This is a genomic window from Pseudomonas sp. S06B 330, from assembly GCF_002845275.2.
GTDB lineage: Bacteria > Pseudomonadota > Gammaproteobacteria > Pseudomonadales > Pseudomonadaceae > Aquipseudomonas.
In genome coordinates, this window is sequence record NZ_CP088149.1 from 2,075,023 (window position 1) to 2,093,400 (window position 18,378).

An 18,378-nucleotide genomic window follows, 5' to 3' on the forward strand; every position below is an offset into this window, starting at 1 on the left:
GAGGCGCGCGCCATGATCAAACATATCGAGATACGCCAGGCCGGACGTACCCTCGCCGTGCCAGAGGGTGTGACCCTGCTGGAAGCAGCGCTCGCCGACAACATAGACTTTCCTCATGGCTGTCGCTCCGGTCGCTGTGGATCGTGCAAGTCGCGGTTGATCAGTGGTGAGGTCGATCTGCTTGATCACAGTCGCTTCGCGCTTTCGGATGAGGAGAAGGCCCAGGGCCTGATCCTCGCCTGCCGGGCAATCCCCAAAACGGATGCGGTCATCACTTGGCTAGGCGGCGATGAGCAGGCCCCAGCACATCCCCGCCGCCGCCTGAACTACCGTGTACAAACGGTGGAGAATGTTACCCACGACATCAAGCAGGTACGGCTTGCAATCGACGGTGCCGAGCCGCTGGCCTTTTGCGCAGGCCAATACGCGCGCTTGACGTTCCCAGGCGCGTCCACGCGCGATTATTCGATGGCGAACAGGCCCGATGAGCGGGGGCTGGAGTTCCACATTCGGCGGGTGCCTGGTGGGGCCGCGAGCGAACGCATCCACAGATTGTTGAAACCCGGGGATCCGGTAGGGGTGGAAGGGCCGTTCGGCTCCTCCTACCTTCGCGAACAACACAGTGGGCCGATTTTATGCGTCGCCGGCGGCTCGGGACTGGCGCCAATCAAGGCGATCATCGAGACGGCCATTGCCCGAGGGATGAAACAACCGATCTATTGCTACTTCGGCGCCCGCAGCGACCGCGATCTCTATCTGCTCGAACACTTCGAGCGATTGGTGCAACGCCAGCCCAACCTGGTGTTCATCCCTGTTCTATCGGATGCCACTGCTGTGGCGCGTTGGCGTACGGGCTACGTAACAGATGCCATCGGCGCGGACCTGCAGGATTTTGACGGCTGGAAAGCCTACGTCGCCGGGCCGCCTGCGATGGTTGAAGCCGCGATGCAGATCACCCTGTCGCGCGGGCTGCGGGCAGAGGACCTGCATGCCGATGTGTTTTTTACGCCCCTGTAACTATAAGCGGGTAAGTAAATGCCTCCCGCAGGTGGCCATCCATTTTTATCAGGGGAAAAGAAAGATTCACGCTATGAAGGAACATATTATGAAAATGACTTTTTCTGCTTTGTTTTTCGTCGCTATTGCGCTGGCACCCAGTGCAGTTATGGCCAAGGGTGGTAATCCGAAGAATAATGGCAATTATGATATTCAAAACGAAAATATAACTCCGCTCTACGTATGGGAGGAAGGTCGTTTGGTGAAAAATCCCCAGTACTTCATCGAGCGCCGCAGCACAAAGGAGGATAACTCGGTAGCTGCCCGTGAACGCGATGAGTCAACACAGTACGACTAATGGTTTTAATGATGAATGGTTGTCGGAATTTGACATTGCCATGTTAGTAAGTTCTATGATTTTTGAATGTAGTAAACCATCAGGAGAAAATAATGCTTAGTTTCAATATCCCTAACATGACCTGCGGCGGCTGCGCCAAATCTGTCACCAAAGCGCTGTTGAGTGTCGACCCGCAGGCGCGCATTGAAACCGATCCGCCAACACGCAAGGTCAAGGTTCAAAGCACGGTCGATGAGCGCGCGTTCCTCGAGGTGCTTAGCGAGGCCGGCTATCCCCACGAGCAGTAAGCCGAAACGATGATGGCAGCGCTGAAACGTTGGGTACTGCTGTCATCCGGGCATTCTTCCCGACATTGTCGGGGCAGATACTTGAAATTGTAAGCTGGTATTTCTATAAGAGTCTGCTCGGCCATCGCCTCGATCCTTTCGCACGGCGGATATTCAGCAGGTTGCCCAGAAAGTGCCGATAATAGGGGCTGAAACACACTGCGCCTGGCACTTTTTTATACCGTTCTTATGGGCGGAGAAAATCATGTCCATGGCTTGACCTTTCCACGGTGGGAAGCTTTAGGGTTTCCCCACAACAACAAAGAAAGGGCAGTTACATGGTTAGTGTTCCGCTCCAACATCGCTGTAGTACCTCTTCTTACTTAGTTTCTTCGGCGGGCCCGCTGTTAGTGTGCGCCGACATTCCTGTGGCTATAAATAATCACACTCCCGCACACGCCGCCTACCGCCTCCGCGCGGGCAACATAAACCTAATGCTCGGGGGTTGCGTCGCCACATTGTTTGTGAACCGTTGATGAAATGGAATTCGTTGGTAACTAATGGAGATGTTCATGAATAAGGTCAGTGCATACCGCGACGCTGTTAACCCAGAAACTTTTTTCGAGCAAACGGCAGCGCCCGCCGCCGATGTATCCGTGTTGGTGGCCGCGGCATTGAAACCCGACGCTGCCTATGTGCAGGTCACCTTCGCGCTCGAGGCCCTTCTGGCCCTCACCGCCAAGGGCCTGGCAGGAGACGCCAGCGCCTACGCGCAGTATCAGTCACTGCTTCTGGAATTGCACAATGCGGGTGAACCTCGTACAGAACCGACCCGGCGCTGGATGGCGAGCCAGGTGTACCTGATCGAAGATCAATTCGCGCCCAAGCTGGCTGACTTTTCTGCATTGCCCGTGGATGAGTTCCGCAAAAAGGTCGATGACGAGATCGCGGCACGCAGTCGGGTCAATCACCCCATGTCGGTCCACCTTTTCCAAGGCACGCCGCCTATCGAGGATGTGCGATTCTTTCTGGAACACCACTGGACCCGCTCTTACAACTTTTACAGCCTCCTGGCCGAGCTTGCCTTTCGCTTCGAAGCCATCGAAGACGCCTCGGTGTTTTATCGCAACTTGTATGGCGAAGCAGGGGCGGAGACGCCGGAGCGTTCGCACCCAGCGCTGCTTTCTCACCTGATGACCTATTTCGATATTCCGCTGCGTATCGATTTCCCAGCGCTGCAACCCTTGGAAAAGGCCTATCTGAATAACCGCATCCGTTGCGTGCGTCACACCGATGTCGCCTGGGGGCTTGCCTTGCTGTACGCGGTCGAGTCGGTGAGTTGCGTCAACCATCGGCGCATCTACGAACTGTTGCAACGCCTGGATGTTCCAGAGCAGCCCAGCGAGTTTCACCGCCTTCACGGTACTCAGGACGAGATCGATACCGAGGAGATGTGGGCGCTCATTGCCAAGTTCGCGCCGAACGAAGCGTTCCAGCGCACCTTCCTGCAGGCGCTGGCACGTCACTTCGAAATCAACAAGGCCTACTTCGATATGTTGTGGCAGGAAATGCAGAAGCAGTCCACCCACACAGCCTGAGCCGTCAGGGTGCACGTAGAACAAAATAAGGAGCACACAGGATGAGTACTCGCAATTTTTCTCTGCAGCAACTGCAACACCTTCACAGCCGTGAGGCACGTATCGTCGCTGATGCGCTGGCAGCCAATGCCACCTACAGCCAAATCGAAATCGCCGCCAAGGTGCTTGGCGATCTGACCGAGACGGCCCACCAGGGTAACGCCACGGCCTACGCTGAGTATCAGCAGCTGCTCTATATCCTTTCGCTGAGCGATGACGTTGACACAGCGCTCACCCGACGCTGGCTGGCCAATGCCATCTATCGCGTGGAAGAGCGCTTCATGCCATCTGCCGATCTGTCCTCGCCACTGTCCGAGGCGGATTTCCAGAAACGGCTCGAACAAGAGATTGCTTCGCAATCTCGCGAAAAGCACCCGATGTCGCAGTATGTATTCGCAGGTTCAGCGTCCCCTGCGCAACTGCAGGTCTTTCTGCGCCACCAATGGTTCCGGACCTTTCGCCTGTATCGGGATGCGGCGGACCTTTTGGTCAACCTGGCGGATGTCGACGAAGCTGCCGCGCTCAGCCGCTACCTCTATGGCGAATTGGGCGAAGAGGACGAGCAGCGTTCGCATCCACGGTTGCTGGCCAAGCTGCTAAGCGCCGTTGATCTGGAAGCGGACTTTGCGGCCGTCTCGACGATGCCTGAAGAAATCGCCTACCTGAACAACCGCGCACGCAGCTTCCGCAACCCGGATGCCGGCTGGGGCCTGGCGGTTTTCTACATTACCGAACTGGTGGTGCCGGGCAACCACGAAAAGCTCTATCACGCGCTGCTCCAGGCTGGTATCAGCGAAGAGGCGGCCGAGTACTACAAGATTCACATCAGCCTCGTGCCGCCTCGGGCCAAGCGTGAGTGGCAGCTTATCTCGCGGCGCATTCCAGACCTGACGTTCCAGAATTCGTTCCTGACCTCGTTGGCGCAACACTTCCGTTTGGAAAGGGCTTACTACGACGCGGTCTGGGAAGAATTGCAGAGCGTGAAGTAACCGCCCCTGGGACAAAGCGAGCGATAAAACATGCCGAGTCATATAACAGAATCCCGTATCCACGGGGGGGCCTACTCGTCCCCGGAATTTGCCGCGATCTTCTCTGATAGCAATCAGGTGCAGAAGTGGCTTGATGTCGAGTTGGCGCTGGCGCTAACCCAGGCAGAGATGGGTGTTATTCCTCAGCAGGCGGCGCAGGAGATTGCCCGTGTGGCTGAGGTGGGGCGATTCGACCTCGAAGCACTGGGCAGGGAAAGCATGGAGACAGGGCACATCCTGGTGCCCACCATCCGCGCCTTGGCCAGGGCCTGTTCAGGCGGGTGGGGTGAGTACGTGCATTACGGCGTGACCACTCAGGACATCCTCGATACCGGGTTGATTCTGCAGATCAAGCAAGCTTGGAGTCGGGCCCTGAGTCGCCTGCATGCGATCCGCAAGCAGCTGCTCGCGCTGGCCCTGCGCTACCAGCACACGCCGATGGTTGCCCGCACCCATGGTCAACAGGCACTGCCGACCACGTTTGGCTACAAAGTCGCGGTCTGGGTCGATGAAATTGACCGGCACCTGGCACGTTTTGATGAGGCGCGTGAACGGGTGTTGGTCGGCAATCTGACGGGCGCGGTGGGGACCATGGCGTCGTTTGGTGCGCAGGGTTTCGAGATCCAGCGGCGCACGCTGGCCAGGCTCGGGCTCGGCGCGCCACTGACCAGTTGGCACAGTGCACGGGACCGGGTGTTGGAGGCCGCCTGGCTGCTGGTCCAGGCCTCCCTGACGCTGGGCCGGGTCGCTAACGAAATCTATCACCTGCAGCGCAGCGAAATAGACGAAGTGCGCGAAGCTTCGCGGCCAGGGCAGGTCGGCAGCAGCACCATGCCGCACAAGCAAAATCCGTCGACGGTCGATCTGATCAGCGCGTTGTCGCGCCTGGTTCGGGGCCAGATGGTGGCGCTCACGGACGCGGCTTTTCAGTTGCATGAGCGCGACGGGACCACCTGGCGTATCGAGTGGGCGGCTTTACCGGAACTGTTCATCTACGCCGGTGCACTGCTCACGCGCATGGAGGACTTGCTGGCGGCCGGGCTTGAGGTTCGCGAGGAGCGCATGCGCGCCAACCTCGACCTGCTCGGCGGCCAGATTTTGTCGGAGCGGGTGATGCTCGCGCTGGGGGCGCAGGTAGGCAAGCAGACGGCCCATGAGCTGGTCCATGAGGTCTCCCTGGCGTCGCGGCAAATCGGTGTGTCGTTCCGCGCCGCCTTGCTCAATCATCAGCGCCTGCAGGGGTGTTTCACCGCGCAGGCACTGGAAGACCTGCTCGACCCTACGACCTACACAGGGTTGGCGGCGGCCATGGTCGACCGGGTCGCTGGCAATCCGCAACTTGATTCTTTACGCGATGAGCGTGAAGGCGCGCAGTCAACGCAAGGACAACCCAATCAGTCTCAGCACGTGATGGAGGGTATGTGATGGATCAGCAAACATTGGAACGGGTAGCCCGTGCGGCGTGCACTGTACCTTCGCAGCACATCGGTGCTGAACACGCCGAAGAGGGGTGCCGACACGAACACAGCCACATTCTGGACTCGAAAACCCACGGGGGAGGCTACGCCGGCCCCGTGAGTCGGAGGATATTCTGCAGCCACTGTCGCCTGCAGCGCTGGCTCGACGTGGAAGCCGCGCTGGCAATGGCTCAGGCGGATGTCGGTATTATCCCGCGCGAGGCCGCGCTCGATATTGAGAAGGCGGCGCAGCTTTCAGCGGTCGATCTACACCAGATTGCCGAGGGTGTGGCCAGCACCGGGCATTCACTGATGCCGCTGCTCGGTGCATTGCAGAAGAACTGCAGCCCGAGCGCCCGCGAGTACGTGCACTTCGGCGCTACCACCCAGGACATCCAGGACACCGCCCAGTCATTGGAAATGCGCGACGTGCTGGATGCGATGGAGCACGCACTGGATGCGCTGCTGGCCAAACTGGCGGTGCTGGCGGATGGGCAACGCAATAGCCTCATGGTTGCCAGAACCCATTCGATTCCAGCCTTGCCCACCACCTTCGCGCTGAAGGTCGCCGGCTGGATCGACGAGCTCTTGCGCCACCGCGATCGCCTTGGCGAAGCCCGCAAGCGGATTCTGGTGGTCCAGCTGTTCGGTGGCGTCGGCACGATGGCAGCTTTTGGCAGTGAGGCCATGGCCATGCTGGAGAAATTTGCCCAGCGGCTGTCGCTGGAGGTGCCGCTGGCGGGTTGGCACGTATCGCGCGACCGGGTCACCGAGTTCGTCAGTACACTGGCCATGGTCACCGCTTCGCTAGCCCGCGTGGCAGACGAGATCCGCACCTTGAATCGCTGGGAAATCGGCGAGGTCGAGGTGGGCTGGACGCAGCAACAGATTGGCAGCAGCACGATGCCGCACAAGCGCAATCCTGAGGGCTGCGAACAGGTGGTAGTGCTTGCCCGCCTGGCCAAGGCCCAGGTCATGCTCGCCCTCGATGCCATGATTCTGGAGCATGAACGCGACTATCGCGGTACGCGCCTTGAGTGGTGTGCGGTAGCTGACGTCTCTCACTACGCATTGATGGCCTTTTCGTTGCTGACAGACACCATCAGCGGCCTCACGGTCAACGACAAGACTATGGCGCGTACGGCAGACGCGTTCAGCGATGCCATCTGCACCGAGGCGTTTGTGTTCGAAATGGCGAAAAAGCTGGGCAAGAGCAGCGCCTACGCAATCATTTTCGAGATTACGCAAACCTGCCAGCGCAACCGCGTTTCGATGCGTGAGGCGATCGAGTCCGACCCGCGGGTAAACACCGTCATGCCTGCGCAGACGCTGGCCAGGCTGTTTGAACCCAGAAGTCATCTGGGCATGGCGCAAGAGATCGTCGACAACGTGCTGGGCAAGGTTGCCAGCCATCACTGAGTTACCCATCGCAAACTACGGCCGTACGGCAAATCATGGAGAGGCAAATGTCAAAAGCTATTGAGTTGGATAAGGCGAAGGTCGAGCAATTTTCCGCGCGGATCATGGAAGACTACGGCAACACCCTGCGCGGCGCGATGCTGTACATCGGCGACCAGTTGGGCCTGTTCAAAGCGCTCGCGCACGGTGAGGCGGTGACCCTGGAGGAGTTGGCGGACCAGACCGGTTTCAATGCGCGATACCTGCGCGAGTGGTTAGGCAGCATGGCGACCGGCAATTACGTGACCTACGATGCGCAAACCAAGCGCTATCGGATGCCGCCCGAATTTGCCCCGGTGCTTGCCGACGAAGATTCACCTTACTTTGCCGGTGGGATCATCCAGCTAAGCGTTCCGTTCGTGAGCATGGCGCCCCGTGTCATCGAGGCGTTCCGTAACGGTGGCGGCTGCCCGGAAGAAGCCTTCCCCATCGAGACCTGGGAGGGCATGGAGCGCATGACCATGCCTTGGTACAAACACTACCTGGTCCAGCACTGGATCCCGTCACTGGACGGCGTCAAAGCAAAACTTGAGACTGGTGGCAGCGTCCTTGATTTTGGCTGCGGCAGCGGCCTGGCGGCAATCACCATGGCCAAGGCATTTCCCGAGGCGCGTATCGTCGGCTGTGATTTCCATCCGCCGTCCATCGAACGTGCACGGGCGAACGCCGAGGCGGCCGGGGTCGCAGACCGGGTGCAGTTCGAGGTCAGTGACTCCGATGCACTGGTGGGTAAGAAGTTCGACTTTGTGACCACCTTCGTGGTCATCCACGACGCCACCGACCCGCAACAGATGATGAAGGACTTGCGTGAGTCGACCGCTGACGACGGCACCTACCTTATGGTGGAACTCAACCTCTCGGAAGATCTCCACGAAAACATGAATCTGTTCGGTCGCGTGATGTACCCGCAGAGCACGCTCTACTGCATGACCTGTTCATTGTCGCACGGCGGTGCCGGTATTGGCGCGTTCATGGGTGAGAAACGCGCCCGGCAGATGGCCGAAGCCGCAGGCTTCAGCCGCTTCCGTAAGGTGCCTTCCGAGCGGCCGGCGATGCCCGCGTTGTTCGAACTCAAGCCCTGAGGTCGTGCTGCCCTGGACTGCGCATCGCGCGGTCTGGGGTATGGCGTATTCGTAGCCGCTGCCGTCAGGCTGCGATCGGGCGTGAAGCGGCCGCCTCTGGGGTCATCATGACGACTGCTTCGCAGCCGATCGCAGCCTGACGGCAGCGGCTACGAGGGGCCAAAGCAAGGCTGGCCCAAAGGTGCGGATCATTCAAGTAACGACGCAGCCTTGAGTAGATCGTGCAACCCCTCAGGTACCAGTGGTGATGTCGCGGTAAAGCTTGAGCTATCGCGCCACTGGGCCCTGAACGCGGCACCATCAGTTTCGTGACCGTCGAGCCACGGTTGTTCGTATAGGCTGGTGTCGATGAACCTTGCGTCGTAAACCTGGACGATCTCATGCCCCGGCTTACCGGCGTAGGTGAAAATACTCTCCAGCGTGCCGAGCAAGTGAACAGCCGTGATGCGTTCGCCCAGTTCTTCCTGCACTTCCCTGGCAATGGCTTCAACGCTTCGCTCACCAAATTCAATGCCGCCGCCGACAGGGCGAAAGAGCGTCTGCTGTTTTTCGTCGTCGTAGAACGCGTTGACCAGAATCTTTCCTTGATGATGAAAAACGCACAGGGCGAGGGCGCGAATGCGAGGCGCTGACACGACGTTAAATCCTTTTGTTAGAGGTGGCTGCTTCATCTGTTGCTGCCGGGATGGGGCGTCTGCATCGCTGGAAACGCTAGCGCTGCGCTACCCAATACCCGTGCAGTGCCCGTGCTGCGGGCTCGATCGCGGCTACTTGCTGACGATGCAGCACCACATCCAGATCTACCGGCAGGTCGAAGTTATCTTGCTCGGCGCAGTCGCTGATCTTCTGCAATTGAAGTGCTTGTGGCTCCGGCAGAGCCGGCCAGTTGCCGACGGCGGCGCCACGCAGGTAGCCAAAACACCACTCTTGCGCCAAGGCCAGCGGCTGGCCGGCGTGCTCGGTCTGTTCGAAGCGGGCTTTGAAGGCTTGCGGTTCAGTGGCCAGTTGGGCTGCCAGGGTGTTGAGGAGACGCACGCAAAGGTCGATGAATGTGCGGCATTCTTCAGGCGTCTGCCATTGCGGGGTCTGCCCACCAAAGATCGCCGGGAACCACTCGGCAATGTCGATCTGCGCCGGGCTCGACACCAGGGCAGTGAAGTAGCCTTCAAGCTCGGAGGGGTTGAGCACGGAGTGGTCGTTACCGTACTTAAGCAACGTGTCTTCGATGAACTCGAACTCGCTGGGGCTGAGGGGGTGAATGTGCATAAAGAGGTTCCTTGGCGAGGTGAGCGTAAAAAAAACCGGGGAGGATGGCGCTTTGCAGCGTTTTTATCCAGCCCTGTGTGACGGGATTAATTTATTCGCGCAGTCGTTCGTTCTCTTGGTAGCCACCGCTCGCCCGCTGCGCGGCGGGCCCATTCAATCCAGGAGACAGGCAATGACATCCGTATTCGACCGCGACGACATCGTGTTCCAGGTAGTGGTCAACCATGAAGAACAGTACTCCATCTGGCCGGACTACAAAGCGGTTCCAGCCGGCTGGCGAACCGTGGGCAAAAGCGGCCTGAAAAAGGAATGCCTAGCCTACATCGACGAAGTCTGGACCGACATGCGTCCTTTGAGTCTGCGCCAGAAGATGGCCGAAACCGCAGCGGCGCAGTAAGGGGCCCCTGGTGTCGTCACTGAACCTGTTGTGCCTGCCTTATTCTGGGGCCAGTGCCATGGTTTACAGCCGCTGGCGGCGCAAGCTGCCGGCCTGGCTGAACCTGCGTCCGGTGGAATTGCCCGGGCGTGGGGCGCGCATGGGCGAGCCGGTACAAACCGACATGCAGGCCCTGGCCCGGCAACTGGCCAGCGAACAGCGTTTGGCTGCCAGCCAGCCTTATGCCTTGCTTGGCCATAGCTTGGGGGCCTTGTTGGCGTTCGAGCTGGCCCACGAGCTGCAGGCGCTGGGTTGTCCGTCGCCGGTGGCGCTGGTTGCCTGCGGCACGGCAGCACCGACCCGGCGCGAGGATTATGACGGCGACAACTGGCGCGTGCCCAAAAGCGATGCCGAACTGATCGATGAGTTGCGCAGGCTGCAGGGTACGCCGGAAGAGGTGCTGGCCAACCAGGAGTTGATGAGCCTGACCTTGCCGGTGCTGCGTGGTGACTTTCTGTTGTGCGGCCGCTATGCCTACCGTCAGCGTCCGCCACTGCAGTGTCCGCTGCATGTGCTGGGCGGCGAAGATGATCGTGCCAGTGAAGCGCAGTTGTTGGCCTGGCGTCGGGAGACCTTGGGTGATTTCTCCCTGGAGACTTTTCCTGGTGGTCACTTCTTTATCCATGAGCAGGAAGAGCGGGTGCTGGGTGTGCTTAGCGCCGTCCTGGAACCTCATCGGTTGTCGGCCTGAACTGGCCATTGACGTGACTACCAGCGTTGGGTGAGCCTTGACGGTTCAACCATGACGCAGGTGCAAGGAATGTTGATCAAGGCGAATCAGGCCAGCTTGCTGGTCATCGACGTGCAGGAAAAACTCATTGGCGCAGTCAGCGATCCAACAGGCACCTTGGCCCGGACCCGCTGGCTGTTGGCGGCGACTGCCGAGCTTGGTGTGCCGACGGTGATTTCAGAGCAGTACCCCAAGGGCCTCGGCCCGACCGTCGCGGCCCTCCTGCAGGCCGCGCCGGATGCTCAGGTGGTGGAGAAACTGCATTTTTCCTGCGTGGCCGCTCAGTGCCTGCCTGCATCCTTGCTTGCTCGCGAACAGGTGATTGTCTGCGGCATGGAAACCCATATCTGCGTGCTGCAAACCGTGCTTGGCCTGCGTGAACTGGGTAAGCAGGTGTTTGTGGTCGAAGATGCCTGCGACTGTCGCGGCGCCCACAACCAGGCAGCGGGCCTTGCCCGCATGCGCGACGCCGGGGCCCAGATCGTCACTCGCGAGATGGTGCTGTTCGAGCTGATGGAAAGTTCGGCACACGAACAATTCCGCCATATCAGTAAGACCTACATTGTGCCGGGGAGTGCTTGATCTACGCGTGATGATAAGACGACGTGGGTCATTAAAGGTATGTGTATTATTTCCATGTGCTTATATGGTTTAACGTAGTGTGTACTGGACTTCCATGCAGGGAGATCAGTTGCTATGAAGTGTTGGTACACATACAGTCGTTCCGGGATATTAAGTAATCAATTTTCTTTTTCGGTGAACATGGAATATCCGGGGAAGATAATAAATCATAAGGGGGTGCTGTTTCTGTTTTATGTTGCCGAAGGCAATGGTGGCACTGATGGTGGTGCGAGGTTGATGACCAAGGTCTCGGTTGCCGATGCGTGGAGTGATCCTGTTGGTATCGAGTTTGGTACTTTTTTACATGAAGCGATGAGCGTCTTTACTTTTAAAGATAAACTCTATGTGCTCTGTAGTGGCGACGCACCTTCGTATGATCTGGTGACACCACCCCGGCTGGCGGAATACGATGAATTAACCGGGGCATTTACGGTTGCGAACTTTTCAACGGACTACCGACGGGGTGCTAGTTTTGTGGAGAATAATGGTCGACTTTATATGTTCTATAAAGCGCCGGGAACCACTGCGCTTCTATGAAGATCCACAGGTGATATGGCGACCTGGAGTACTCCGCGGTCAGTTAAGATTGATGGAGTGCGAGATCTCCATCCGGCAGTGGAGCCAGCCGTGATCAGTTATCATGGGCTGATCCATCTGATAGTCAAAAGTGGCACTCAACCTGGCTGGGAGTTGATGAGGTTTGATGGCGAATCCGCTTGGGCATGTACCAGGACATTTATAGGAAAAGACCATCCAAGTTCTCCTGGCGTAGCGATCCATAATGGCCTGTTGAAAGTAGCGTTCAGTGATACGAGGCCCAATGGGAGCAGGGGTCTCGATTTGTACGCTTACGACGGGAATTCGTTGAGTTCGCCGGAATCTAGTTTTGAGCTGGGCGCGCAATTTCAGGTTTCTATGGCTGTTCAAGATGACTATTTATACGTGGTTTACAGAGGTCGGAGTTGAGGTGTAGCGCCGAATTGTATAATTCCTATAAGAGTAAATCTTCATGCCATTGGATCAAACTATTCGCAGCTATATTGAGCAAAACTTGACGCTTGATTTGCCGCCCAGGATTTTTGAGAATCAGTTGGATATAATTTTCACTGATATCATTGATTTGCTAGCACGGTCGCCGAATGATGCCCCGCCAACGTCCGCTTTCTTGGCCTATCAAATTTCTTTTCTGTTTATGCGTAGCAGTAATCAGGCGCGGCAAGCAAGGTATGCTTACTATGTGACGGAGTTGCTGCGACGAAATTATAATGAGCGGGGCGTGATCAATGTGTTTCTTGCTGCCCCTCGTGCGCAAAGCCTGGCAGTCTTGGTCAATATCTATCATTTTCACCACGCTTTGTTAATGAACGGCTTGCGTAGCGGCGATGGCGCTACCACATTAGATGCCTTCGATGCTCTGCGCATGTTGCAGATTATCGTTGGGGCGGCAATTGGGCCGTGGCATGCACATGTTCAGTTGAGTGGCGCGATAAGCGAATATCACCATGCCAGGGCGGACATCAGTGGCGGCGGTGCGCAAATTGAAATAGGTCGGTTTAACCGGGGCGGCCGATCGATTGACCTGCAGGTGGCCACTTGGAATCTTCAAGGCAGCTCTGCATCGACTGACCATAAATGGCACACGAGCATATTTCAGCTAGCTCGCAGAAATCATGTAATTGTGTTGCAGGAGGCGGGTACGCCACCTGCTTCTTGTCGGCATCTGGAGGAAATGCACATCATTGACCAATTTGGTGGTGAACATGAGGTAAATCACTACATCTGGGCAATGGGAACTTCAAGAAAACCGAGAAACTACCAAGTATTTGTCCTCGATGTGCAGCGTCTGCGGGTCAATCTGGCAATCATTGTCGCCGATGCAGCCCCTCTGACCATTCAGTCCGTAATGGTAGTTGCCGATGGTGTACCCCGCGATGCAAACGCATTCACGAGTCGGCCCGTGCTAGGCCTACGTTTGCGTTTGAATGGGATGGTCAATGATGTTGTTGTGGCGAATCTTCACGCTATTTCAGGCGGAGGTCCTAATGCGCCACGGATATTGAGGGAAATTAGTTGGCATACCGACGTGCCTTATGTATTGCTCGGCGATTTCAATCGCGACCCGCGACAACCTGATGCTCAGCAGGCTAATCGCGGCAATTGGGTCTCACCTCCGGACATTGCTCAGGTTGTCCTGGCGAACGGCAACACGCATCCCAGTGTTGCGCCAGTGACCATGCTGGACTACGCGATCTGCAACGGTACTGCAGGGCCTACAAATCTTGGTACTGTAAGTGGTATGGGACAGTCTGATCATTTGGCGGTCTCTTACATTTTCAATTTCCATCAGTGACTGCCAAGTGAGCGTTCGGGGAGCTGCATGCACGTTCGAGGTTTAGCGTTTGGGTTTGCCGTGCTGTTGACGGTGCAAGGTTGTGTTACGCAGCGTGAAGAGTCTGAGTCAGATCCGGCCAAGGTACGGGCGCAGATCCAGCGCTTGCTGCCTGCTGCCACCAAGGATCGCGAAGGCTGGGCCCGTGATATCCAGACCGCTTTCACCACGCAGAAGATCACCGCCAGCCGCTCCAATGTCTGTGCCGTGCTGGCGGTTACCGAACAGGAATCGACCTTCCAGGCCGACCCGCAGGTGCCGGGCCTGGGGCGTATCGCCCGCCAGGAGATCGACCGCCGCGCCGCCAGCCTGCATATCCCGCAAATGCTGGTTAAGGGAGCGCTGAACACTCAGTCACCCAATGGCAAGACTTACAGCCAACGGCTCGACGCAGTGCGCAGTGAAAAGCAGCTCAGTGCGATCTTCGATGACCTGATCGGCAGCCTGCCGCTGGGCCGCAGCTTGCTGGGCGACTTGAACCCGGTGCGCACCGGTGGCCCGATGCAGGTCAGCATTGCCTTTGCCGAGCGTAATGCCCGCGACTATCCCTACCGTCATGAGGGGACGATCCGTCAGGAAGTGTTTACGCGGCGTGGCGGCATGTACTTTGGTATTGCCCACCTGCTTGGGTACCCCAGCCACTATGAACGTCAGCTGTACCGCTTTGCTGACTTCAACGCTGGCTGGTATGCAAGCCGCAACGCGGCATTCCAGAGTGCCTTGAGTCGTGCCAGTGGGGTCAAGCTGGCCCTGGATGGCGACTTGATCGCACCGGGCGCAATTCTGCCGGGCAACACCGAAAAGGCGGCAAGGCGCCTGGGCGAGCAGCTCAACCTGCGCAATCCAAGCATTCGTAATCAATTGGAGAAGGGCGACAGCCTGGCGTTTGAAGAGACCCGGCTGTACAGCGGGGTCTATGCCCTGGCGGACGGCAAGGCAGGCAAACCGTTGCCCCGGGCACAGCTGCCGGGGATCGAACTGAAGAGCCCGAAGATCACTCGCAAACTGACCACCGCCTGGTTTGCCAATCGAGTGGATGAGCGCTATCAGCGTTGCATGAAGCGCTGATCGCTGGAGTGACTGTATCGCTGGCAAGGCCGGCGCCCCCAAGAGGCAGGTGCATGCCACACACCTGTGGGAGCCGGTCTTGCCGGCGATAAGGCCCGCGCGTTCTCAGCTATTGCCCGCCACCAGCGCCGCCACCACCTGCTCAACACTGGCCCTGAGCCCCAACAGGGTGTCTTGGGGATCGGTATCGATCACCAGCAGCGTGGCACCGGACGCAGCGATCACGTCGGCGACCTCTTTGCTCGGCTGCTTGTGGTGCAGCACCAGTGCCACATCCTGGCCCTTGAGTTCATCACCCAAACGCTTGAGTGCGGCGCGATCCCATTGATCATCCGCCACGCGCGGGTGGTCGATCAGGTCGAGGTTGAGGCCGCCAATCAAGTAATCCAGACGATCCGACAGGTTGATCACGCTGAGGTTGTCCGCCTCGGCCAGGCGCGCTTCGCTGCCAGCACTGAGTTCCAGCAGCTGGCGCTTGAAGCTGGCCAGGTTGACCTGGATCTTCGGCTGCTCACTGGGGCTCAAGCGGCCGAGATCGTTGGCCAGCACATCGGCCATGCGCCCAAGGTTAGTGGGGTTGAGCCAGGGGTAGGCGGCAAAGGCATTGTTACCCTGCACAGCGATCCCCGGCAGGGCGCCGTCGACCGGGCGCGCGGCGTCGATCTCAACGATACGGATGTTACTGCGCCGCGCGATCGGGTAGAGCGGATCATCACTCCAGATCGAACGCAGGGCGATGACCGCATCGGCTTGGCTCGCCGCTTTCTGTAGGCTCGGGCCACCGCGGCCGCTGAAGTACGAAGGTTGGCGCGAAGCCGGAATATTGGCCGGTGCTGCGCGCTGCAGTTTCACCGCCGTGCCGTCGAGCAGCGTGCTGGCCAGCGCGTGGGTCACCGGCAGCGAGGCGAGGACGGTAACGCCTGGCGTTTGCTCGGCCGCAGCCGAGGCGGTCTGAGCCAGGCTCAGCGTGGGCAGGCCAGCCAGGGCCAGCGCCAGGCACAGATGTTTGAGGTCGAACGTCATGCCGGATTTCCTTGCAGGCGTGGAACAAGGCCGCGGGCCAGGGCGGCGAGGGCGAAGCAGCAGCCGGCGACAAGGATGATTGCCGCGCCCGACGGCACCGGCAGGTCGAAAACGATCGGCAGCAGAATGCCGACGAGGGTGCTCAAGGTGGCGATTACTACCGACGCCCAGAAGAAGCCTTTGAGTGATTGGCTGATCAACCGCGCCGCCGCCGCTGGAATCACCAGCAGGGCACCGACCAGAATGGCGCCGATGACTTTTACCGCCGCCACCGTGACCAGGGTGACAAGAATCACGAACAGGTAGTCCAGGCTCTTTACCGCCACGCCACGCACCGCCGCCAGTTGCGGGTTGAAACTGGCCAGCATGATGCGGTTGTACAGCGGCAGGGCCAGGGCTAGCACCAGGCTGCCGACGATGCCGAGCACCAGCAAGTCCTGGCCACTGACGGTGAGCACCGAACCGAACAGCACGTTTTCGAGAATGTGCACGTTGATCTTGCCGGCCAGCATCAGTAGCAGGCTGGCGCCCAGGGCCAGGGATACCGAGAGGAACACGCCGATCAGGGTGTCGGGCGACAGCCCGGTGCGATTGCGCAGGAAGTTCAGCAGGATGCCGAACAGCAGGCAATAGCCGAACAGGCTGCCGTAGGGGCCGGTGTAGGGTTCGCCGAGCAGGATACCGATGGCCACCCCGGTCAGTGCCGCATGGCCGACGGCTTCGGAGAAGAAGGCAAAGCGCTTGACCACCACCAAGGTGCCAAGGCCGCCGAGCACCGGGCCGATCATCAGGCCGGCCAGCAGGGCATTGACCACAAAGCCATAGGCCAGGGCCTCCGGCAGGTAGCCGGAACTGGCCCAGCCCTGGATCAGCAGGCGAAATTCTTCGTAGTTCATCAGACGGTGCTCTCGCTGCGCGGATGGATGGAGAACAGGCTGAGCAGACGCTCCGGGGTCAGGGCCTGTTTTGGCGGCTCGTCAAACAGTACTCGGCGGCTGAGGCCGGTGACTTTGTCGGCCAGGCGCGCCACCGCTTGCAGGTCATGCTCGATCCACAGCACCGTGGTGCCGGCTGCGCGCCAGTCCAGCAGCAAGCGCTCGAACACCTGAATGCCAGCTTCGTCCAATGCCGACATCGGTTCGTCCAATACCAGTAGGTGTGGCGCCGGGATCAGACCCTGGGCCAGTAGCACGCGCTGGCGCTCGCCACCGGAGAGGGCGCCCATGCGCCGCTTGCGCTTATCGAGCATGCCGACCCGACCCAGTGCCGCATCGATGGCCGGGGCCACCTTACGTGACAGGCCGAGGAAGGCCGGACGCCGCTGGCACATGGCGGCCATGAAGTCATCGACGGTCATCGGCAGGCCACGGTCAAATTCCAGTGCCTGCGGGACGTAGCCGATCACCTGATGTTCACCCGGCCAGGTCAGGGTCAGTTGGCCCTGGTGTGGCATCTGTCCGAGCAACGTCTTGACCAGCGAACTTTTGCCACCGCCGTTGGGGCCGACCAGAGCGTGCACGCTACCGGCGGCGACCTTGAAGCTGACCTGATCGAGAATCCGCGTACGGCCCAAGGTCAGGTCGATACCGGCAAACTCGATGTCCGGCCCACAGGGCAGGGTGATGATGGGTTCGGCGACGGTCATGCCTTGGACTCCTTGATCGCCCGAACCACCGTGTCGAGGTTGCGCTTCATCTCGACTTCGTACTTCTCTTTGCTGTAGTCGCCGTAAGAGATGTGCGTCAGCGGATAGATCTTCACCCCGGATTCACGCTGGATGGTTTCGACGTAGGCCGAGGGGAAGTCCATCTCCGAGAAGATCACTTTGACATCCAGGGCCTTGAGCTGGTCGATGGTCTTTTTCAACTGACTCGGGCTTGGCTCGATACCGTGAGCCGGTTCAACCACGGCGGTAACTTCCAGGCCGAATTCACGCACCAGGTAGTCGTAGGCCGCATGGATGGTGGCCACGCGAAATTCAGCGCCGGGCGCTTCGGTAACCTGGGCCAGGGCCTCGGCGCGCAGCTTGCGCAGGCGTTTGGCGTAGGCGCGGGCATTCTGGCTGTAGTATTTGGCGTTGTCCGGATCGAGCTTGCCCAGTTCGCGGGCGATGTTGTTGACCTGGGCAATGCTGGCGCTGATCGACAGGAAGGTGTGCGGGTTGACCACTTTGCCAGCGCCCCGCGCGGCGACCCCGGTGGCGGCGAGCAGCGGTACGTTGGTATTGGATTCGATCACGGTGATCTGCGGCTTTTCGCTGGCGGCGATCATGCGGTCGGCGAAGTCATCATGGCCGATGCCGTTGAGCACCACCACATCGAGGCTGCCAATGCGCTTGATGTCTTCGGCGCGCGGCTCGTAAGCGTGAGGGTTGAAGCCAGCGGGAATCAGCGGCACCACTTGCGCCTTGTCACCGACGATGTTGCTCACGTAGCTGTAGTACGGGTGCAGGGTGATGCCGATACGCAGCGGCTTGCCATTGATCTCAGCCAGCGCCAGGGAGGGCAGGACCAAGGCAATCAATACACTCAAAACACGGCGGGCGAGGGCAGAGCGAAGCATG

General features: G+C 59.1%; 20 protein-coding genes. 14 read left to right on the forward strand and 6 right to left on the reverse strand.

From position 1 onward, the window contains the following. Positions 1-12 precede the first annotated feature (12 nt). The 8 genes from CX511_RS09555 (at position 13) to CX511_RS09590 (ending at position 8,282) form a co-directional block, all read left to right on the forward strand. Entirely contained in the window at positions 13-1,017 is a 1,005-nt protein-coding gene (locus CX511_RS09555; protein WP_101292062.1) for a 2Fe-2S iron-sulfur cluster-binding protein, read from the forward strand. Positions 1,018-1,105: 88 nt separating this feature from the next. Further along, on the forward strand, positions 1,106-1,354 hold the full coding sequence (locus CX511_RS09560; protein WP_143527696.1) for a hypothetical protein: 249 nt from the start codon (positions 1,106-1,108) through the stop codon (positions 1,352-1,354). Between the two features lie 92 nt (positions 1,355-1,446). Continuing rightward, the gene (locus CX511_RS09565; protein ID WP_101292064.1) at positions 1,447-1,641 is read left to right on the forward strand and encodes a heavy-metal-associated domain-containing protein; all 195 of its coding nucleotides are present in this window, start codon (positions 1,447-1,449) and stop codon (positions 1,639-1,641) included. A gap of 551 nt (positions 1,642-2,192) precedes the next feature. Next, positions 2,193-3,218: an HOASN domain-containing protein gene (locus CX511_RS09570; RefSeq protein ID WP_082071286.1), complete on the forward strand. Its 1,026-nt coding sequence runs from the start codon at positions 2,193-2,195 to the stop codon at positions 3,216-3,218. Positions 3,219-3,259: 41 nt separating this feature from the next. Further along, positions 3,260-4,246 (forward strand): HOASN domain-containing protein, encoded by a 987-nt coding sequence (locus CX511_RS09575; RefSeq protein ID WP_045180282.1) that lies wholly within the window; start codon positions 3,260-3,262, stop codon positions 4,244-4,246. 30 nt (positions 4,247-4,276) lie between these two features. Further along, complete coding sequence (purB, locus tag CX511_RS09580; protein ID WP_101292066.1) at positions 4,277-5,710, forward strand: adenylosuccinate lyase; 1,434 nt, start codon at positions 4,277-4,279, stop codon at positions 5,708-5,710. Further along, positions 5,710-7,161, forward strand: a complete 1,452-nt coding sequence (locus tag CX511_RS09585) for a class-II fumarase/aspartase family protein (protein ID WP_045180284.1) — start codon at positions 5,710-5,712, stop codon at positions 7,159-7,161. The genes purB and CX511_RS09585 overlap by 1 nt, the downstream gene beginning before the upstream one ends. A 47-nt stretch (positions 7,162-7,208) precedes the next feature. Next, positions 7,209-8,282 carry a class I SAM-dependent methyltransferase gene (locus CX511_RS09590; protein WP_045180286.1) on the forward strand — a complete coding sequence of 358 codons (1,074 nt, stop codon included), beginning with the start codon at positions 7,209-7,211 and terminating at the stop codon, positions 8,280-8,282. Positions 8,283-8,470: 188 nt separating this feature from the next. Here CX511_RS09590 and CX511_RS09595 read toward each other — a convergent pair whose 3' ends face one another. Further along, positions 8,471-8,917: an NUDIX hydrolase gene (locus CX511_RS09595; protein ID WP_101292067.1), complete on the reverse strand. Its 447-nt coding sequence runs from the start codon at positions 8,915-8,917 to the stop codon at positions 8,471-8,473. Positions 8,918-8,993: 76 nt separating this feature from the next. Beyond that, positions 8,994-9,548: a UPF0149 family protein gene (locus CX511_RS09600; RefSeq protein WP_045180289.1), complete on the reverse strand. Its 555-nt coding sequence runs from the start codon at positions 9,546-9,548 to the stop codon at positions 8,994-8,996. A gap of 172 nt (positions 9,549-9,720) precedes the next feature. On the opposite strand from CX511_RS09600, the gene CX511_RS09605 reads away from it, so the two are divergent. From CX511_RS09605 to CX511_RS09630, 6 genes are all read left to right on the forward strand, one after another. Then, a complete protein-coding gene (locus tag CX511_RS09605) occupies positions 9,721-9,945 on the forward strand; it encodes an MbtH family protein (protein WP_045180291.1) in 225 nt (74 codons plus the stop codon). 10 nt (positions 9,946-9,955) lie between these two features. Next, the gene (locus CX511_RS09610) at positions 9,956-10,675 is read left to right on the forward strand and encodes a thioesterase II family protein (RefSeq protein ID WP_045180293.1); all 720 of its coding nucleotides are present in this window, start codon (positions 9,956-9,958) and stop codon (positions 10,673-10,675) included. Positions 10,676-10,744: 69 nt separating this feature from the next. Next, entirely contained in the window at positions 10,745-11,296 is a 552-nt protein-coding gene (locus CX511_RS09615) for a hydrolase (RefSeq protein WP_045180298.1), read from the forward strand. Between the two features lie 114 nt (positions 11,297-11,410). Further along, positions 11,411-11,872 carry a hypothetical protein gene (locus CX511_RS09620; protein WP_101292068.1) on the forward strand — a complete coding sequence of 154 codons (462 nt, stop codon included), beginning with the start codon at positions 11,411-11,413 and terminating at the stop codon, positions 11,870-11,872. Between the two features lie 472 nt (positions 11,873-12,344). Next, on the forward strand, positions 12,345-13,685 hold the full coding sequence (locus tag CX511_RS09625; RefSeq protein ID WP_101292069.1) for an exonuclease/endonuclease/phosphatase family protein: 1,341 nt from the start codon (positions 12,345-12,347) through the stop codon (positions 13,683-13,685). Positions 13,686-13,712: 27 nt separating this feature from the next. Beyond that, positions 13,713-14,792 carry a DUF1615 domain-containing protein gene (locus CX511_RS09630; protein WP_101292070.1) on the forward strand — a complete coding sequence of 360 codons (1,080 nt, stop codon included), beginning with the start codon at positions 13,713-13,715 and terminating at the stop codon, positions 14,790-14,792. A 105-nt stretch (positions 14,793-14,897) separates the two neighbouring features. Here the strand turns inward: CX511_RS09630 and CX511_RS09635 are convergent, their stop codons facing one another. Genes CX511_RS09635 through CX511_RS09650 form a run of 4 tightly spaced genes read right to left on the reverse strand, consistent with a single transcriptional unit; the run spans position 14,898 to position 18,377 of the window. Further along, the gene (locus CX511_RS09635) at positions 14,898-15,815 is read right to left on the reverse strand and encodes a metal ABC transporter solute-binding protein, Zn/Mn family (protein ID WP_101292071.1); all 918 of its coding nucleotides are present in this window, start codon (positions 15,813-15,815) and stop codon (positions 14,898-14,900) included. Then, positions 15,812-16,711, reverse strand: coding sequence for a metal ABC transporter permease (locus CX511_RS09640; protein ID WP_045180306.1), 900 nt, complete (start codon positions 16,709-16,711; stop codon positions 15,812-15,814). Before CX511_RS09640 ends, CX511_RS09635 begins: the two co-directional genes overlap by 4 nt. Then, the gene (locus CX511_RS09645; RefSeq protein WP_045180308.1) at positions 16,711-17,460 is read right to left on the reverse strand and encodes a metal ABC transporter ATP-binding protein; all 750 of its coding nucleotides are present in this window, start codon (positions 17,458-17,460) and stop codon (positions 16,711-16,713) included. The genes CX511_RS09640 and CX511_RS09645 overlap by 1 nt, the downstream gene beginning before the upstream one ends. Further along, positions 17,457-18,377 (reverse strand): metal ABC transporter substrate-binding protein, encoded by a 921-nt coding sequence (locus tag CX511_RS09650; RefSeq protein ID WP_101292072.1) that lies wholly within the window; start codon positions 18,375-18,377, stop codon positions 17,457-17,459. The genes CX511_RS09645 and CX511_RS09650 overlap by 4 nt, the downstream gene beginning before the upstream one ends. Position 18,378: the final 1 nt, after the last annotated feature.

Coding starts and splice junctions, on each gene's coding strand:
- CX511_RS09615 (WP_045180298.1), top strand. CDS start 10,745: ATGTTGATCAAGGCGAATCAGGCCAGCTTGCTGGTCATCGACGTGCAG.
- CX511_RS09585 (WP_045180284.1), top strand. CDS start 5,710: ATGGATCAGCAAACATTGGAACGGGTAGCCCGTGCGGCGTGCACTGTA.
- CX511_RS09640 (WP_045180306.1), bottom strand. CDS start 16,711: ATGAACTACGAAGAATTTCGCCTGCTGATCCAGGGCTGGGCCAGTTCC.
- CX511_RS09565 (WP_101292064.1), top strand. CDS start 1,447: ATGCTTAGTTTCAATATCCCTAACATGACCTGCGGCGGCTGCGCCAAA.
- CX511_RS09605 (WP_045180291.1), top strand. CDS start 9,721: ATGACATCCGTATTCGACCGCGACGACATCGTGTTCCAGGTAGTGGTC.
- CX511_RS09555 (WP_101292062.1), top strand. CDS start 13: ATGATCAAACATATCGAGATACGCCAGGCCGGACGTACCCTCGCCGTG.
- CX511_RS09570 (WP_082071286.1), top strand. CDS start 2,193: ATGAATAAGGTCAGTGCATACCGCGACGCTGTTAACCCAGAAACTTTT.
- CX511_RS09600 (WP_045180289.1), bottom strand. CDS start 9,548: ATGCACATTCACCCCCTCAGCCCCAGCGAGTTCGAGTTCATCGAAGAC.
- CX511_RS09620 (WP_101292068.1), top strand. CDS start 11,411: ATGAAGTGTTGGTACACATACAGTCGTTCCGGGATATTAAGTAATCAA.
- purB (WP_101292066.1), top strand. CDS start 4,277: ATGCCGAGTCATATAACAGAATCCCGTATCCACGGGGGGGCCTACTCG.
- CX511_RS09625 (WP_101292069.1), top strand. CDS start 12,345: ATGCCATTGGATCAAACTATTCGCAGCTATATTGAGCAAAACTTGACG.
- CX511_RS09645 (WP_045180308.1), bottom strand. CDS start 17,460: ATGACCGTCGCCGAACCCATCATCACCCTGCCCTGTGGGCCGGACATC.
- CX511_RS09590 (WP_045180286.1), top strand. CDS start 7,209: ATGTCAAAAGCTATTGAGTTGGATAAGGCGAAGGTCGAGCAATTTTCC.
- CX511_RS09650 (WP_101292072.1), bottom strand. CDS start 18,377: ATGCTTCGCTCTGCCCTCGCCCGCCGTGTTTTGAGTGTATTGATTGCC.
- CX511_RS09560 (WP_143527696.1), top strand. CDS start 1,106: ATGAAAATGACTTTTTCTGCTTTGTTTTTCGTCGCTATTGCGCTGGCA.
- CX511_RS09575 (WP_045180282.1), top strand. CDS start 3,260: ATGAGTACTCGCAATTTTTCTCTGCAGCAACTGCAACACCTTCACAGC.
- CX511_RS09635 (WP_101292071.1), bottom strand. CDS start 15,815: ATGACGTTCGACCTCAAACATCTGTGCCTGGCGCTGGCCCTGGCTGGC.
- CX511_RS09630 (WP_101292070.1), top strand. CDS start 13,713: ATGCACGTTCGAGGTTTAGCGTTTGGGTTTGCCGTGCTGTTGACGGTG.